Source organism: Pseudomonas sp. microsymbiont 2, assembly GCF_054788395.1.
Genome location: NZ_CM139112.1, coordinates 624,827 through 640,830, shown reverse-complemented (window position 1 = coordinate 640,830; position 16,004 = coordinate 624,827). Strand labels below are relative to the sequence as shown.

14 protein-coding genes are annotated in these 16,004 nt (G+C 63.3%); 1 reads left to right on the top strand and 13 read right to left on the bottom strand.

The genetic code is table 11. From position 1 onward, the window contains the following. Positions 1-161: 161 nt before the first annotated feature. From ACYUME_RS02905 to ACYUME_RS02845, 13 genes are all read right to left on the bottom strand, one after another. On the bottom strand, positions 162-1,619 hold the full coding sequence (locus tag ACYUME_RS02905) for an N-acyl-D-amino-acid deacylase family protein (RefSeq protein WP_460418008.1): 1,458 nt from the start codon (positions 1,617-1,619) through the stop codon (positions 162-164). A 1-nt stretch (position 1,620) separates the two neighbouring features. After that, a complete protein-coding gene (locus ACYUME_RS02900; RefSeq protein WP_460418007.1) occupies positions 1,621-2,481 on the bottom strand; it encodes a MurR/RpiR family transcriptional regulator in 861 nt (286 codons plus the stop codon). A gap of 11 nt (positions 2,482-2,492) precedes the next feature. Next, positions 2,493-3,842, bottom strand: a complete 1,350-nt coding sequence (locus ACYUME_RS02895; RefSeq protein WP_460418006.1) for a GntT/GntP/DsdX family permease — start codon at positions 3,840-3,842, stop codon at positions 2,493-2,495. Between the two features lie 276 nt (positions 3,843-4,118). Then, the gene (kdgK, locus tag ACYUME_RS02890; protein ID WP_460418005.1) at positions 4,119-5,054 is read right to left on the bottom strand and encodes a 2-dehydro-3-deoxygluconokinase; all 936 of its coding nucleotides are present in this window, start codon (positions 5,052-5,054) and stop codon (positions 4,119-4,121) included. A gap of 100 nt (positions 5,055-5,154) precedes the next feature. Continuing rightward, a complete protein-coding gene (locus tag ACYUME_RS02885; protein ID WP_460418004.1) occupies positions 5,155-6,372 on the bottom strand; it encodes an amino acid deaminase in 1,218 nt (405 codons plus the stop codon). Between the two features lie 37 nt (positions 6,373-6,409). Then, positions 6,410-7,174 carry an IclR family transcriptional regulator gene (locus ACYUME_RS02880; RefSeq protein ID WP_460418003.1) on the bottom strand — a complete coding sequence of 255 codons (765 nt, stop codon included), beginning with the start codon at positions 7,172-7,174 and terminating at the stop codon, positions 6,410-6,412. A 110-nt stretch (positions 7,175-7,284) separates the two neighbouring features. After that, complete coding sequence (locus tag ACYUME_RS02875; protein ID WP_186709494.1) at positions 7,285-7,674, bottom strand: RidA family protein; 390 nt, start codon at positions 7,672-7,674, stop codon at positions 7,285-7,287. Positions 7,675-7,703: 29 nt separating this feature from the next. Beyond that, positions 7,704-8,501 carry an amino acid ABC transporter ATP-binding protein gene (locus tag ACYUME_RS02870; RefSeq protein WP_460418002.1) on the bottom strand — a complete coding sequence of 266 codons (798 nt, stop codon included), beginning with the start codon at positions 8,499-8,501 and terminating at the stop codon, positions 7,704-7,706. After that, complete coding sequence (locus tag ACYUME_RS02865; protein WP_460418001.1) at positions 8,498-9,160, bottom strand: amino acid ABC transporter permease; 663 nt, start codon at positions 9,158-9,160, stop codon at positions 8,498-8,500. Before ACYUME_RS02865 ends, ACYUME_RS02870 begins: the two co-directional genes overlap by 4 nt. Before the next feature lie 10 nt (positions 9,161-9,170). Further along, entirely contained in the window at positions 9,171-9,833 is a 663-nt protein-coding gene (locus ACYUME_RS02860; RefSeq protein WP_460418000.1) for an amino acid ABC transporter permease, read from the bottom strand. A 52-nt stretch (positions 9,834-9,885) separates the two neighbouring features. Further along, entirely contained in the window at positions 9,886-10,734 is an 849-nt protein-coding gene (locus ACYUME_RS02855) for a transporter substrate-binding domain-containing protein (RefSeq protein WP_460417999.1), read from the bottom strand. A gap of 336 nt (positions 10,735-11,070) precedes the next feature. After that, positions 11,071-11,619, bottom strand: a complete 549-nt coding sequence (locus tag ACYUME_RS02850) for a single-stranded DNA-binding protein (RefSeq protein WP_279882984.1) — start codon at positions 11,617-11,619, stop codon at positions 11,071-11,073. Positions 11,620-11,628: 9 nt separating this feature from the next. Beyond that, a complete protein-coding gene (locus tag ACYUME_RS02845) occupies positions 11,629-13,023 on the bottom strand; it encodes an MFS transporter (RefSeq protein WP_460417998.1) in 1,395 nt (464 codons plus the stop codon). 129 nt (positions 13,024-13,152) lie between these two features. On the opposite strand from ACYUME_RS02845, the gene uvrA reads away from it, so the two are divergent. Beyond that, positions 13,153-15,987, top strand: coding sequence for an excinuclease ABC subunit UvrA (gene uvrA, locus ACYUME_RS02840; RefSeq protein WP_279882980.1), 2,835 nt, complete (start codon positions 13,153-13,155; stop codon positions 15,985-15,987). The last annotated feature ends 17 nt before the right edge of the window (positions 15,988-16,004 follow it).

The window sequence follows — 16,004 nt, the reverse complement described above, 5'->3', positions numbered from 1 at the left end:
GCGCCTCAGGGACTTCACGGTGGCGGTAGACAGACACCGCCAACTGTTAAGACTAGACAAGATTCCGGGAAGTGCGATGACGGAGGTCAATGGGTGCCGCTATTCCCCAAGCCGGCTCCTACAGGGCCTGCGGCGTTCGTGAGGGTAACGCGCTCCTACCTTTACCTGAAACCCGCGCGCACATCCCCCTCGCGCGCGAGGAAGCGCCCTTCCCTTCTACCGTTCGCCTGGCCGTCGCTGTAACTCAACACGCCGTTGACCCACACCCCCTCGATCCCTTCCGCCGCGCGCTGCGGGCACTGGAAATCCGCCACATCGCGGATGCTCAACGGGTCGAACAACACCAGGTCCGCCCAATGCCCCACACGAATCTCGCCACGTTCCTTCAAGCCAAAGCGTGACGCCGACAACCCGGTCATCTTGTGCACCGCGGTGTGCAGCGGAAAAAGCCCCACGTCACGGCTGAAGTGCCCAAGCACCCGTGGAAACGCGCCCCACAAACGCGGGTGCGGGAATGGATCTTCCGGCAAGCCGTCAGAGCCGACCATGGACAGGGGATGGGCGAGGATTCTCCGCACATCCGCCTCGTCCATGCCGTAGTACACCGCGCCAGCCGGCTGCAAGCGCTGAGCGGCATCGAGCAACGGCACGCCCCACTCAGCGGCGATATCGATCAGGTCACGGCCGCCCACCTCGGGATGCGGCGTGGACCAGGTGATGGTGATGCGATGAGCGTCGGTGACTTGCTTGAGGTCCAGGGTCGAGGAGCTGGCCGCGTAGGGATAGCAATCGCAGCCCACCGGGTGGCTTTTCGCGGCGTGTTCGAGGGCCGCCAGCAACTGCGGGCTGCGCCCCCAGTTACCGACACCGGCACACTTGAGGTGGGAAATGATCACCGGGGATTTCGCGTGACGGCCGATCTGAAACGCTTCGTCCATGGCCTCCAGCACCGGTTCGAACTCGCTGCGCAGGTGGGTGGTGTAGATCGCGCCAAAGGCGTTCAGCTCTTCGGTCAGTTGCATCACTTCATCGGTCGATGCAGAGAAGGCGCTGGCATACGCCAGGCCTGTGGATAACCCCAGCGCCCCGGCTTCGAGGCTTTCACGCAGTTGCTCGCGCATCGCGCTGATCTCGTCCGCCGTGGCGGTGCGCAACAGGTCGTCCAGGTGGTTGCTGCGCAAGGCCGTGTGGCCGACCAGCGCGGCGACGTTCAGCGTGGTGTGGGCCGCCTCGACCGCCGCGCGGTAGTCGCTGAACGTGGGGTAGACAAACGCCGCAGCCGTCCCGAGCAGGTTCATCGGGTCCGGCGGGTTGCCCTTCAGCGTCACCGGCGCCGCGCTGATCCCGCAATTGCCGACGATCACCGTGGTCACGCCCTGGCTGAGCTTGGGCAGCATCTGCGGCTGGCGGATGACGACGGTGTCGTCATGGGTGTGGACGTCGATGAACCCCGGGGCCAGCACGCGGCCGGCGGCATCGATTACGTCGGCGGCGACGGCATCGCGCAGGTCGCCGATGCGCGCGATGCGGCCGTTCAGGATCGCCACGTCGGCAGGGTAGCCAGGGGTGTCGCTGCCGTCGATGACCAGGGCGTTGCGAATCAGCGTGTCGTACTTCATGTCAGTCTCCCAGCGGCAAGTGGTCGTCGCCGCCGCGATAATCGTCGAGGGCGAGCTTGATTCGCCGCAAACGTTCTTGATTGTCTTCGGGGTTGGCCAGCGCCAGTTCGGTGGCGAGCACGTCGATCGCCAGCAGCATGCCGTAGCGCGCCGCAGTCGGTTTGTAGATGAAGGATGTCTCGGCGCCTTGCAGGGGCAGCAACACGTCGGCCAGCAGCGCCAGCGGCGAGTCGGCTCGGGTGATGGCGAGGATGCGCGCGCCGTAGCTGCGGGCCAGCTCAACGGCCTCGAGCAGCTCGGGGGTGAGGCCGGTCAGCGAGCAGGCGATCACCGCGTGCTCGGCACTGAGGCTGGCGGCGGTGACGCGCATCATGACCGGGTCGTGCCACACGGCGATCGGGTAGCCCAGCCGCACCAGCCGCACTTGCAGCTCATCGCTACACAAGGTCGAGCAACCGCCCATGCCGAACGCGTGGATCATCCGCGCCTTGCCCAGCATTTTCACCGCATCGGCGAAGCGCGACTCATCGAACCCCGCCAGATGCTGGCGCAAGGTCGATTCGACATCACCGACGATCTGCCCGTAGAACGCCGACTGCTCGGGTGTGCCCGCCGGGTCGAGGAAACGGCTGCCGACGCCACTGGCCTGAGCCAGTTGCAAGCGCAAGTCGCGCAAGTCACGACACCCCACCGTGCGCGCGAAGCGCGACAAGGTGGCGGTGCTGACGGCCGCCCGCTCCGCCAGTTCGTCGAGGCTGGCGGACGCGGCAAAACCTACGTCCTCAAGCATCAGCCGGGCGATACGCCCTTCGCCGGCGCTGAAGGAATCCTGGCGGACGCGGATCTGGTAGAGGATGTCCATGGCGGCTCCAGCTATAGCAGGTAGGAAAGGCCCACGGTCAGGGCAAACGCGACCACCGAAATGATCGTTTCAAGCACGGTCCAGGTCTTGAAAGTCTGGGTGACAGTCATGTTGAAGTATTCCTTGATCAACCAGAAGCCGCCGTCATTGACGTGGGAAAAAATCACCGACCCGGCACCGGTCGCCAGCACCAGCAACTCCGGGTGCGGGTAGCCCAGCCCAATGGCCACCGGCGCGACGATCCCCGACGCCGTGGTCATCGCCACCGTTGCCGAACCAGTGGCGATGCGCATCAGCGCGGCAAACAACCAACCCATGATCAGCGGCGACAGGTGAAACGCGTGGGCAAGGCCGACCACCTGGTCGGTGACACCGGCGTCCACCAGAATCCGGTTCAGGCCACCGCCGGCGCCCACCAGCAAGGTGATGCTGGCGGTCGGCGCCAGGCATTCGTTGGTGAACTTGAGGATGGATTCGCGATTGAAGCCTTGGGCCAAACCGAGGGTCCAGAAGCTCAGCAAAGTGGCCAGCAGCAAGGCGATCACCGAGTTGCCGATGAACAGCAAGAACTGGTTGAAGCCACTGCCCGGCGTGGAGATCAGGTTGGCCCAGCCGCCGATCAGCATCAGCACCACCGGCAACAGGATGGTCGCCATGGTGATGCCGAACCCCGGCAGGCTGTCGCGCGGCTCACGCTCGAGGAACTGGCGCTCCAGCGGGTTTTGCGCCGGTAACTGGATGCGCGGCACGATGAGTTTGGCGTACAGCGGGCCGGCGATGATCGCCGTCGGCACGCCGATCAGGATCGCGTACATCAGCGTCTGCCCCACCGACGCGTGATACACCTGCACCGCCAGCATCGCCGCCGGGTGCGGCGGCACCAGCGCATGCACCACCGACAAGCCGGCGACCATCGGCAAGCCGACCATCAGGATCGACACGCCAACGCGACGCGCCACGGTGAAGGCAATCGGCACCAGCAACACGAAGCCGACTTCGAAGAACAATGGCAGCCCAACCAGGAACGCGATGCAGACCATCGCCCAGTGCACATTTTTCTCGCCGAAACGGTCGACCAAGGTTCGCGCCACCTGCTCGGCGCCGCCCGACTCGGCCATCATCTTGCCGAGCATCGTCCCCAGCGCCACCACCAGCGCGATGTGCCCCAGGGTTTTGCCGACACCGGCCTCGTACGCCGCCACCACGCCGGATGCCGGCATGCCGGCCAGCAAGGCCAGACCGATGGAGACCAGGGTGATCACGATGAACGGATTGAGTCGGTAACGGGCGATCAGAACGATCAGCGCAATGATGGCGACGGTGGCGTAAACCAGTAGCCAATAGCCGGGGGACAGGGTCATGCGGTACTCCTCGAAAGGGTCACGTCGAATGTTTTGTGAAAGTCATAAAACATTTCCGCTAAGCCTTTTCAAATTGCATGAAACTAATTTTCGTAGAGAGGCAAGCGCTGTCGTAAAGAGACATGGAGGGTCGCTATTTTTGAAATTCAGCCTGGTGGATTTTCATGCTCCGCGCCTTGCGCGCGGCCATGGCGCACTCAGACCGGGCCAGTCATTTGACCCGGTACCTGAGTGTGAACGGTGAGGTTCCAGACGCGATCGACACGCGGCGGCCATTCAGCTTCGGGGAATCAGGGCCCCCGGCTGCTGGATCACCCGGCTCGCCAAGCAATGCCCTGCCGCTGCGGCCTCTGCCGGGCTGGCGCCACGCAGCCGACTGGCCAGATACGCCGCACTGAACGAATCCCCGGCCGCCGTGGTGTCCACCACCCGCTCGACGCGCTGCGCCGGAACCTCGAACGAGGCCTCGTCACAGCGAATCAGGCAGGGCTCGGCGCCGCGCTTGAGGACCACTTCAGGCGTGCCGATTTGCGCGTAGGCCGCGAACACCGCTGGGCAATCGGCAAACCCAAACAGGGCCTGCTCATCGTCCACCGTCAATAGCGCCAGGTCGACATAGGGCAGCACCTCGCGGTACGCCACCTGTGCCTGCTCCACCGTGCTCCACAACCGCGGCCGGTAGTTGTTGTCGAAGACCACCCGCGCGCCCCGCTGGCGAGCCTCTATCAGCGTTTCAAGGAGTTTCTCGCGCCCCTCCTCACCCAGCACCGCCAGGGTAATACCGCTGAAGTACAGCACATCGTAAGCCACCAGCGCCGCCAGAATCGGGGCCGCCGCCGGCGTGGTGAAGCAATCGCGCACGGCGGCTTCGTTGCGCCAATAGAGAAAACGACGCTCCCCCGAGGCATCGGTCTGGATGCAGTACAAACCGGGCAAACGCCCCGGTAAACGCTGGACCATGCCCAGGCCAATGCCTTCGTCGGACCAGCGCTGGCACATGGCATCGCTGAAACTGTCATCGCCCAGCGCGGTGACGTAATCCACGCGGGCGCCATCACCCATTTCCCGCGACAGATAGACGGCCGTGTTCAGGGTATCGCCGCCAAAGCCCTGCTGCAGGCTGCCGTCAGCGCGCTGCTGCAGCTCGATCATGCACTCGCCGATCAACGCGATGCGCGAGGTACCGGAGCCGAGCCTGCTGATCCTATTCATGGTTGTGGGTTCTCGATCGTTCTGCTGTTTCGGGGATGGACAGGCTGCCGCCGCGCGCGAGCATTACGCCCGCGTGGCAGCCGTGCTGCGGCCGCTAACCTTAGAAGCAGGTTTCCAGGCTTTCGATGACGTTCAACTGCTCGTCCACCAGGCAACCGGTGCGCCATTTGTCGAAGGTCAGGCACGGGTGAGAGGTGCCGAACGAGATGATGTCGCCAACCCGCAATTGAACCTCGGGGGCTACCGTCATGAACGCGTGCTGATCCATCACGGCCGTTACCGTGCAGGCACTGACATCGTCGCCGACCGCCGGTACCACACCGGCCCGGTAGCGCAGCAATGGCATCGGCAGCCCGGCGTCATACGCCACGTCGCGCTTGCCCAGGGCGATCACCGCGAAGCCCGGCTCCGGCAACGACTGCACATGGGCCCAGACCTCCAACGCCGGGCGCAGGCCCTCGTGCAGATCGCTGCGACGGTCGAGCACACAGCATTGCGCTTGCTTGTAGATGCCGTGGTCGTGCGCCACGTAACTGCCGGGGCGCAGCACACTGAGGAAACGCCCGGTGGCGTTCTGCGCTTCGAAGGACTCGGCGATCAGGTCATACCAGGCCGACCCCGAGGCGGTGATGATCGGTTGGTCGAGGGCGAAAGCCGCGCTGTCTTGCAACTGCACGGCCAACTGCACCAGCGACGCGGCGAACGCGCGAATCCCGCTGACCGCGTGGTCGCCGTGAATCACCCCTTCGTAGCCTTCGATGCCGGTCAAGGCCAGGGCCGGCTGCGCCTTGATCGCCTCGGCCAGCGCCAGCACTTCGGCCTCGCTGCGGCAACCACAACGGCCACCGACCACGCCGTACTCGATCATGACGTTCAAGCGCAGGCCGCGTGCGGCGAAGAACGCCCCTAGGTCGGCGACGTTGTCCGGGTGGTCGACCATGCAGTGGAAGTCGAATGCCGGGTCGGCCAGCAACTCGGCGATCAGCGCCATGTTCGGCGCCCCCACCAATTGGTTGGCCATCAACACCCGGCGCACGCCATGGGCATAGGCGGCGCGGGTCTGCACCGCGGTGGCCAGGGTGATGCCCCAGGCCCCGGCGTCCAGTTGGCGACGGAACAACGCCGGGATCATGCTGGTTTTGCCATGCGGCGCCAGTTCCGCGCCGCTGTCGCTGACGAACGACTGCATCCAGCGAATATTGTGCTCCAGCGCTTCGCGGTGCAGCACCAGCGCCGGCAGGCTGACGTCGCGCACCAGGCTGGCGCCGGGCTGGCCGATGCCCTTTTCCACGGCGGCGATGTTCAAGGCAGAAGACATGCTCTCACTCCTCACGCACAGCCGCGAACGGCCACGGTCATTCATTGATGCGACGGGCCAGGTTGTTGGCGCTTTCGATCAACACCCGGCGATAGTCGTTGTAGTTGTTCTTGGCATCGGCCCGCGGGGCGACGATGCACAGGGTCGCGATGGCCACGCCGTCACGGTCTTTGACTGGCGCGGCAAAGCAATGGGTAAAAGTGTCGGCGACGCTGTCGAAGGAAAAGAAGCCATCGATGCCGGCCTGGCGGATCTCCTTGAGGAATTGCTCCAGCGGCAGGCGTTCGCCATCGGGCAGGATGAAGTCATCGTGATCGATCAGTTCGACGATCGCCTGGTCGCTCAGGTGCGCCAGCAACAGGCGCCCGGAGGCGGTCCAGGGGATGGGGGCGTCTTCGCCGATGTCCGAGGAAATGCGGAAATGCCGCTCCCCTTCACGCATCAGCGCAACGGTGTACTTGCGCCCGTTGAGCAGGCACATCTGTGCGGTTTCGCGGGTCTGGCTGACGATTTCCTGCAGGGCGTGATCGGCCTCGCGCGTCAGGTCGAAATGCCGCAGGTGGGCCTGCCCGAGAAAATACAGCTGACGGCCGAGGTAGACATGACCGTCCTTGCCCACCTGCTCCAGGATCCGACGTTCCAGCAACGACGCGACCAGTTCGTAGACCGTGGATTTCGGGCTGCCGATACCATGGGCGATATCGTTCGGCCGCAGAGGCTGGCCGACTTCCTTGAGGTAGTCGAGGATATCGAACGCCCGGTCCAAGCCACGAGCCCGGCGCTTGATAGTGTCATCGGTCATTTCAGTGGGTTCCCTTGCTAATTCGTTCGTAGGCGCCGACGCAGGTTGCGCATGCTTGAGATCGGCAAAAGATTGCAGCCTTCGACAACGCCTACAAGTGCCACCGAGCGTCAGCCCTTTTTCTTGTAGGCGATGCAATCGATCTCGACCTTGCAGTCGACCATCATGCTCGCCTGCACACAGGCCCGGGCCGGTGCGTGCTCGGGTTTGAAGTATTCGGAGAAGACTTTGTTGAAGCTCCAGAAATCCCGTGGATCTTCCAGCCATACGCCAGCGCGCACCACGTCTTCGAGGCCATAGCCGGCTTCTTCGAGGATGGCGATCAAGTTGCGCATGGTCTGGTGGGTCTGCTCGACGATGCCGCCGACGATGATTTCGCCATCCACCGCAGGCACCTGACCTGACACGTGCAGCCAGCCATCGGCTTCGACAGCGCGGGCGAAAGGACGGGGCTGGCCGCCACCAGCGGTGCTGCCCGTGCCGTAACGAGTAATGCTCATGGGTGTTTCTCCTGGTTGCAAATTGACTGTTAAAAGCGGGTGCTTTTGAGAAATTCCGCCAAGCGCGGAGACTGCGGGCGCTCGAAAAGGTCCTTGGGAGCCCCCTGCTCCTCGATACGCCCTTGGTTCATGAAAACGATCGTGTCCGAGACTTCAAAGGCAAAGCGCATCTCGTGGGTCACCAGCAACATGGTCATGCCGTCCTCGGCCAGCCCCTTGATGACGCTCAATACTTCGCCCACCAGCTCCGGGTCGAGGGCCGAGGTGACTTCATCGAACAGCATCAGGCTCGGCTTCATCGCAATCGCCCGGGCAATCGCCACGCGCTGTTGCTGCCCGCCAGAAAGCTGACCGGGAAAATGGTCACGGCGCGCCAGCAGGCCCACGCGCTCCAGCCATTTTTCCGCCAGCACCACCGCTTCGTCCTTGTGCAGTTTTTTAACCTTGAGCAGACCCAGGGTCACGTTCTGCAAAGCAGTCAGGTGTGGAAACAGGTTGAACTGCTGGAACGCCATGCCGGTCATGGCCCGATGTCGGGCGATGACGTTTTCCGAGTGGCGCACACGCTTGCCGTTGACCTCGTGGTATCCGATGGACTCACCCTCGAGCAGGATGCGCCCACCCTGGAACTCTTCGAGCATGTTCACGCAACGCAACAGCGTGGTCTTGCCCGAACCGCTGGAGCCAATCAGCGTGACCACGTTGCCGCGCTGCATCGTCAGGTCGACGCCTTTGAGCACTTCGAGCGGACCGTACTGTTTGTGCAGGCCGCGAATCTCCAGCAGGGCCTGGTTGGTGTTCTGGGTAGAAGCTGCAACGTGAGTCATGGCAAGGCCACCCGCTTTTCAATATGCCGGCCGAGTAATTCGATGGCGTAGTTGATGATGAAAAAGAGAAAACCGGCGAACAGGTAGAACTCCAGGGTCATGAACGTCCGGGCAATGATCTGCTGGGTACTCAGCAGCAACTCGGCCACACCGATCACCGAGAGCAAGGTCGAGGCCTTGACGATTTCGGTCGAGGAATTGACCCAGGTCGGCAACATCTGCCGCAAGGCCTGGGGCAACAACACATAGCCCAGCGCCTGATAGAACGTCAGGCCGATGGCCTTGCTCGCTTCCATCTGTCCACGCGGCAGCGCTTGCAACGCACCCCGCACGATCTCGGCGACGTGAGAGCCGCAGAACAGTGTCAGCCCCAGCACCCCGGCCTGGAACGCATTGATCTGCCAGCCCAGCGCCGGCGCCATGTAGAAACAGGCCAGCACCAGCACGAACACGGGCGTGCCACGAATCAGGTCGACGTAGAAACGAAACGGCGCGCGCGCCCAGAACCTGCCGTAGGTCAGCACCAGCCCGGCAACGACACCGATCAAGGTGCCGAGCAAAATCGCCAGGACGGAGCACTGCACACTGGTCAGAAAGCCTGACCACAGGGCTTCGCGGGCGCTCCACAATTCATGCAACCAGCTTGGGGACTCGTACATGAGCACCCTCCTATCGGCGAATCGCCAGACGCTGCTCGAGGTAACGCAGCAGCAGGGCGATGAGGTAGCAGGCCGCGACATAGAGCGCTGTGGTCACCAGCCAGGTTTCAATCACCCGGTAGCTCTCGACATTGATCTTGCGCGCGTAATAGGTCAGCTCCGGCACGGCAATCGCCGCCGCCAGCGAGGTGTCCTTGAACAGCGAAATGAAGTTGTTCGACAAGGCGGGCAGCACATTGCGCAACATCACCGGCACCGTGATGTACACCTTGATCTGCCACTCGCCGAGGCCAATGGCCAACCCCGCCTCGCGCAGGCCCTTGGGAATGCTCAGCAAACCGCCACGGAACACTTCGGTCAGATACGCCCCGGCATACAGCGACAGGGTGATGATGAACGAGGGAATCTTGTCCAGGCGGATCCCCAGGCCTGGTAGCGCAAAGTAGATCAACAGGATCAACACAAGAATCGGCGTGTTGCGGATCACCGTCACGTACAGCGATGCCAGCACCCGCAATGCTCGTTGCTTCGAGAGCAAGGCAAACGCCATCAACAGGCCGATCACGCAACCGATGGCGATCGACACCAGCGCCAGCTCGAGCCCCAGTCCGAGCCCCGCCAGCAAGGTGTCGAAATCACGCCACACGGCGGCAAAGTTCAACTGATAGTTCATGGTCAGCAGTACCTTGAGCGGGGAACGCTAGAGGCGCCCCGCTCTTGCGGAGTCATTTGAATTCGACGGGGAAACCAATGGCCGGGGTAGGCAGCTCGACACCAAACCATTGCTTGAACGACGCCGCGTAGGTCGGGAACTCAACGCCGGTCATGGCTTGGTGCAAGACGGTATTGACGAAATTCAGCCAGTCCTGGTCGCCGCGTTTGACTGCACAGGCGTAGGTTTGCGGGCTCCAGGCATAGGCCGGGCTGCGATAACGACCGGGATTCTGCACCATCAGGTACTTGACCGAAGACTGGTCTGTGGCGGCCGTGTCGGCCCGACCGGAGTTCACGGCCTGGTACATCAGGTCAACGCTGTCGTATTGGTCGACCTTGGCCTTGGGCAACGCCTGGTGCACCAGTTCCTCGGCGTAGACGTTTTGCAGCACGGCCACGGTGACGCTGTCACCTGCCGCTTTCAGGTCTTCGATTTCCTTGTACTTGCTGTTGGCCGGCAGCAGCAGGCCAACGCCTTCGCGGTAGTACGGCAGGGTGAACGCCACTTGCTGCGCACGGCTGGCGGTGACGGTAATGAACTGGCAGCTCATGTCGACCTTGTCGGTCAACAGGTTGGGAATCCGTGCGTCCGACGACTGCACCACGAACTCGACCTTTTCCGGGTCATTGAACAACCCCTTGGCGACCATCCGCCCGATGTCGATATCAAAACCCTGCAACTTGCCATCCGCGCCCTGGAAGTGCCATGGCGCGTTGGTGCTGCCTGTGCCCACGATGAGATGGCCACGCTTCAACACGCTGTCGAGCTTGCTGTCCGCCGCCTGGGCAATGCCCACGACCGCAGCTGAAGCCGCAAAGAGAAAAGCACACGCTCTAAACAAGGAAAGTCGACGCTGCATGACGGGCACTCCTGGAAGTTGTCTATTCCGTTATAGCGGAAGTTAGTTTGCAACAACGGAATAGACGGCAGAAAGTGTGCCATAGCCGAGAAGATAAATCCCAGAGCCATTCGAATATGAAGTGAATCAATAGGATGCGTGCTGCCGCGAGCGCAGCATCAAGGCAAGAACAGCGAGGGCAGTGCTACCAATGACCACATTGGGCGCGTAACGCCCCACATGAGGGCAACTGAAGAGTGGACAAACGAAACCAGGCGCATGCCGCTCGAAAATGAAAAACCCCCGCAAGGCGGGGGTTTCAGGTGAAAGCTTTACACGTAAAGGCTGAGGTACGGCTTAGAACGGAATATCGTCGTCGAAGCTGTCGAAATCAGCGGCTGGCTGCGGAGCGGGCTGTTGCGGCGCCGGGCGCTGCGGGGCCTGCTGCGGGCGTGGAGCCTGCTGACGTGGGGCCTGCTGGTTGTACTGCTGCTGGCCACCACCCTGGTTGTAGTTGCCGCCACCCTGGTTGTACGGATCGCCACCCTGCTGCTGACCCTGCGGACGACCGCCGAGCAGCTGCATGGTGCCGTTGATGTCGACGATGATCTCGGTGGTGTAGCGCTTGATACCGTCCTTTTCCCACTCGCGGGTCTGCAGCTTGCCCTCGATGTAGCACTGCGAACCTTTCCGCAGGTATTCGCCGGCGATCTCGGCGACCTTGCCGAACAGCGAGACGCGGTGCCACTCGGTGCGCTCGACCTTCTGGCCGGACTGCTTGTCGGTCCACTGCTCGCTGGTGGCCAGGCTCAGGTTGGTCACGGCGTTACCGTTGGGCAGGTAGCGGACTTCGGGATCCTGACCGCAGGTGCCGACCAGAATGACTTTGTTAACCCCACGGGCCATAACGTTCTCCTAGGCTTCGCACGCCGAAGAGGCTGGATTCACCAGACGCTCGAGGGTCGCACGGTCCAAAATTTTCGTATCCAGTTTGATGTAGATGGCGGCTTCGTCTGCCACCACCACGGCGTCGGTCACACCCGGCACGGCCATCAGGCGCTCGGTCAGCCCGGCTTCCCGGACCGCTTCTGGCGCCAGCGGCATGCGCAGGCTGGTCACGTAAGGCGGCTCGTTCATGCGCAACGCAGTGATCAGCCACAGGGCGCAAAGGCCCGCGCAACCCAGGAACACCGTGCTCAGGCCACCGTGCTGGAACAACCAGCCACCGATGATTCCTCCCAGCGCGGCGCCGAGGAACTGACTGGTGGAATACACCCCCATCGCAGTCCCCTTGCCACCGGCTGGCGACACCTTGCTCACCAGCGAAGGCAGTGACGCCTCCAGCAGGTTGAATGCGGTAAAGAATACCACGGTGCCGAGCACCAGTCCGCGCAAGTTGTCAGCCCACTGCCAGAAGAACACCTCCACCAGCAGCAGTACACTGACCGCGCCGAGCAGGACGCGTTTCATCTTGCGCTTCTTCTCCCCGTAGATGATGAAGGGGATCATTGCAAAAAATGAAACCAGCAACGCGGTCAGGTACACCCACCAGTGCTGCTCTTTCGGCAGGCCGCCGCGCTCGACGAAGGCCAGGGGCAGCGCGACGAAGCTGGCCATGAGAATGGCGTGCAGGACGAAAATGCCCACGTCCAGGCGCAGAAGGTCCGGATGGCGCAGGGTCGGGCCCAGGGCCTGGCGGGCGACGCCGGACTCGCGGTGCTGCAGGGTCTTGTGGGTGTTGGGCACGACGAAGGCGATCAGGGCGATACCGACCAGGGCAAGTCCCGCGGTGGCGAGGAACAATCCTGACAGGCCAAAGGCACGAGTCAGCAACGGACCGACCACCATCGCCACGGCGAACGACAGGCCGATGCTCATGCCGATCATGGCCATGGCCTTGGTGCGGTGCTGTTCACGGGTCAGGTCCGACAACAACGCCATCACCGCCGCGGAAATCGCCCCCGCGCCCTGCAGGATGCGTCCCGCGATCACCCCCCAGATGGAGTCGGCCTGCGCCGCCAGCACACTGCCCAGGGCGAAGATCACCAACCCCAGGTAGATCACCGGACGGCGGCCGATGCGATCGGAAATCACCCCGAACGGAATCTGCAGCACGGCCTGGGTCAGGCCGTAGGCGCCGATGGCCAGGCCGATCAGCGCGGGCGTTGCGCCGGCCAGGTCCATGCCGTAGGTGGCCAGCACCGGCAATACCATGAACATGCCCAGCATACGAAAGGCAAAGACCAGGGCCAGGCCGCTCGCGGCGCGGGTTTCGCTGCCACTCATGCGCTCGTTGTGGGTGTCGTGCATGGATTAACCTCGTGTGAACCGGCGGCGATTCTATCAGTCCGACGCCTTGGCGGCATATACGCGACGCTTTGCCGCGTACTGGCAGCGCGCCGTATACTCCTTTGTTTATGCCCGCCGAGCGAGGCCGTAGTGGACAAGATCCTGATTCGTGGGGCACGCACCCACAACCTGAAGAACATCGACCTCACCCTGCCTCGGGACAAGCTGATCGTGATCACCGGCCTGTCCGGCTCCGGCAAGTCTTCGCTGGCGTTCGACACGCTGTACGCCGAAGGCCAGCGCCGCTATGTCGAATCGCTGTCGGCCTATGCCCGGCAGTTCCTGTCGATGATGGAAAAGCCCGACGTCGATACCATCGAAGGGCTGTCGCCGGCCATTTCCATCGAGCAGAAATCGACCTCGCACAACCCGCGCTCGACCGTGGGCACCATCACCGAAATCTACGACTACCTGCGCCTGCTCTACGCCCGCGTCGGCACCCCGCGCTGCCCGGACCACGATATCCCGCTGGAGGCGCAAACGATCAGCCAGATGGTCGACCTGGTGCTGGAAAAACCCGAAGGCAGCAAACTGATGCTGCTGGCGCCAGTGATCCGCGAGCGCAAGGGCGAGCACCTGGCGGTATTCGACGAACTACGCGCCCAAGGCTTCGTCCGCGCTCGGGTCAACGGCAAGCTCTACGAGCTGGACGAACTGCCCAAGCTCGACAAGCAGAAAAAGCACAGCATCGATGTGGTGGTGGACCGTTTCAAAGTCCGTGCCGACCTGCAACAGCGCCTGGCGGAATCGTTCGAGACCGCGCTCAAGCTGGCCGACGGCATCGCCCTGGTCGCGCCCATGGACGGTGAAGAAGGCGAAGAGATGATCTTCTCCGCGCGCTTCGCCTGCCCGGTCTGCGGCCATGCGATCAGCGAGCTGGAGCCCAAGCTGTTCTCCTTCAACAACCCGGCCGGTGCCTGTCCGACCTGTGACGGCCTGGGGGTAAAGCAGTTCTTCGACACCAAGCGCCTGGTCAACGCCGAGCTGACCCTGGCCGAAGGCGCGATCCGTGGCTGGGACCGGCGCAACGTCTACTACTTCCAGATGCTCGGTTCATTGGCGGCGCATTACGGCTTCAGCCTCGAGGAGCCGTTCGGCCAGCTCTCGGCGGATCACCAGAAGGTGATCCTGCAAGGCAGCGGCAAGCAGAGCGTCGACTTCAAGTACCTCAACGACCGTGGCGACATCGTCAAGCGCTCGCACCCGTTCGAGGGCATCGTGCCCAACCTCGAGCGCCGCTACCGCGAGACCGAGTCGGCCACCGTGCGCGAAGAACTGGCCAAGTTCCTCGGCACCCAGCCCTGCCCGGACTGCCGCGGCACCCGCCTGCGTCGCGAGGCCCGCCACGTCTGGGTCGGCGAGAAGACCCTGCCGGCGGTGACCAACCTGCCGATCGGCGAAGCCAGCAACTATTTCAGCGACCTGACCCTGACCGGGCGTCGTGGTGAGATCGCCGCGAAAATCCTCAAGGAGATCTGCGAGCGCTTGCAGTTCCTGGTCAACGTCGGCCTCGACTACCTGACCCTGGACCGCAGCGCCGAGACGCTGTCCGGCGGCGAGGCCCAGCGCATTCGCCTGGCCAGCCAGATCGGCGCCGGCCTGGTCGGGGTGATGTACATCCTCGACGAACCGTCGATCGGCCTGCACCAGCGGGACAACGACCGTCTTTTGGCCACCCTGAACCACCTGCGCGACCTGGGTAACACGGTGATCGTCGTCGAGCACGACGAAGACGCCATCCGCCTGGCCGACTATGTGGTGGACATCGGCCCCGGCGCGGGCGTGCATGGCGGGCAGATCGTCGCCGAGGGCTCGCCCGAGGAAGTCATGGCGCACCCCGACTCGCTGACCGGCAAGTACCTGTCGGGGCGCAAGAAGATCGTCGTGCCGGCCAAACGCACACCGCGCGACAAGAAACTCGCGCTCAAGCTCAAGGGTGCGCGCGGCAACAACCTGCAGAACGTCGACCTGGAAGTGCCGATCGGCCTGCTCACTTGCGTGACAGGGGTGTCCGGCTCGGGCAAATCGACGCTGATCAACAATACCCTGTTCCCGCTGGCCGCTACCGCCCTGAACGGCGCGAGCAGCCTGGAGCCGGCCGCCCACACCAGCATCGACGGCCTGCAGCATCTGGACAAGGTGGTCGACATCGACCAGAGCCCGATCGGTCGCACACCGCGCTCGAACCCGGCGACCTACACCGGCATCTTCACCCCGATCCGCGAGCTGTTCGCCGGCGTGCCGGAGTCCCGCTCGCGTGGCTATGGTCCAGGGCGCTTCTCGTTCAACGTCAAGGGCGGGCGCTGCGAAGCGTGCCAGGGCGACGGCCTGATCAAGGTTGAGATGCACTTCCTGCCGGACATCTACGTGCCGTGCGACGTGTGCAAGAGCAAGCGCTACAACCGCGAAACCCTGGAGATCAAGTACAAGGGCAAGAACATCCACGAGGTGCTGGAAATGACCATCGAGGATGCCCGCGAGTTCTTCGACGCGGTGCCGGCCCTGGCGCGCAAGCTGCAGACACTGATGGACGTGGGCCTGTCGTACATCAAACTGGGGCAGTCGGCGACAACGCTGTCCGGTGGCGAGGCGCAGCGGGTCAAGCTGTCACGCGAGCTGTCCAAGCGCGATACCGGCAAGACCTTGTACATCCTCGACGAGCCGACCACCGGCCTGCACTTCGCCGATATCCAGCAGCTGCTGGATGTGCTGCACCGCCTGCGTGACCACGGTAATACCGTGGTGGTGATCGAGCACAACCTGGATGTGATCAAGACCGCCGACTGGCTGGTGGACCTGGGGCCGGAGGGCGGCTCCAAGGGTGGACAGATCATTGCCTGTGGCACGCCGGAGGAACTGGCCGAGAAGAAGCAGTCGTATACCGGGCATTACCTCAAGCCACTGCTGGAACGTGACCGGGCCTGATTCCAGGCCCAACAAAA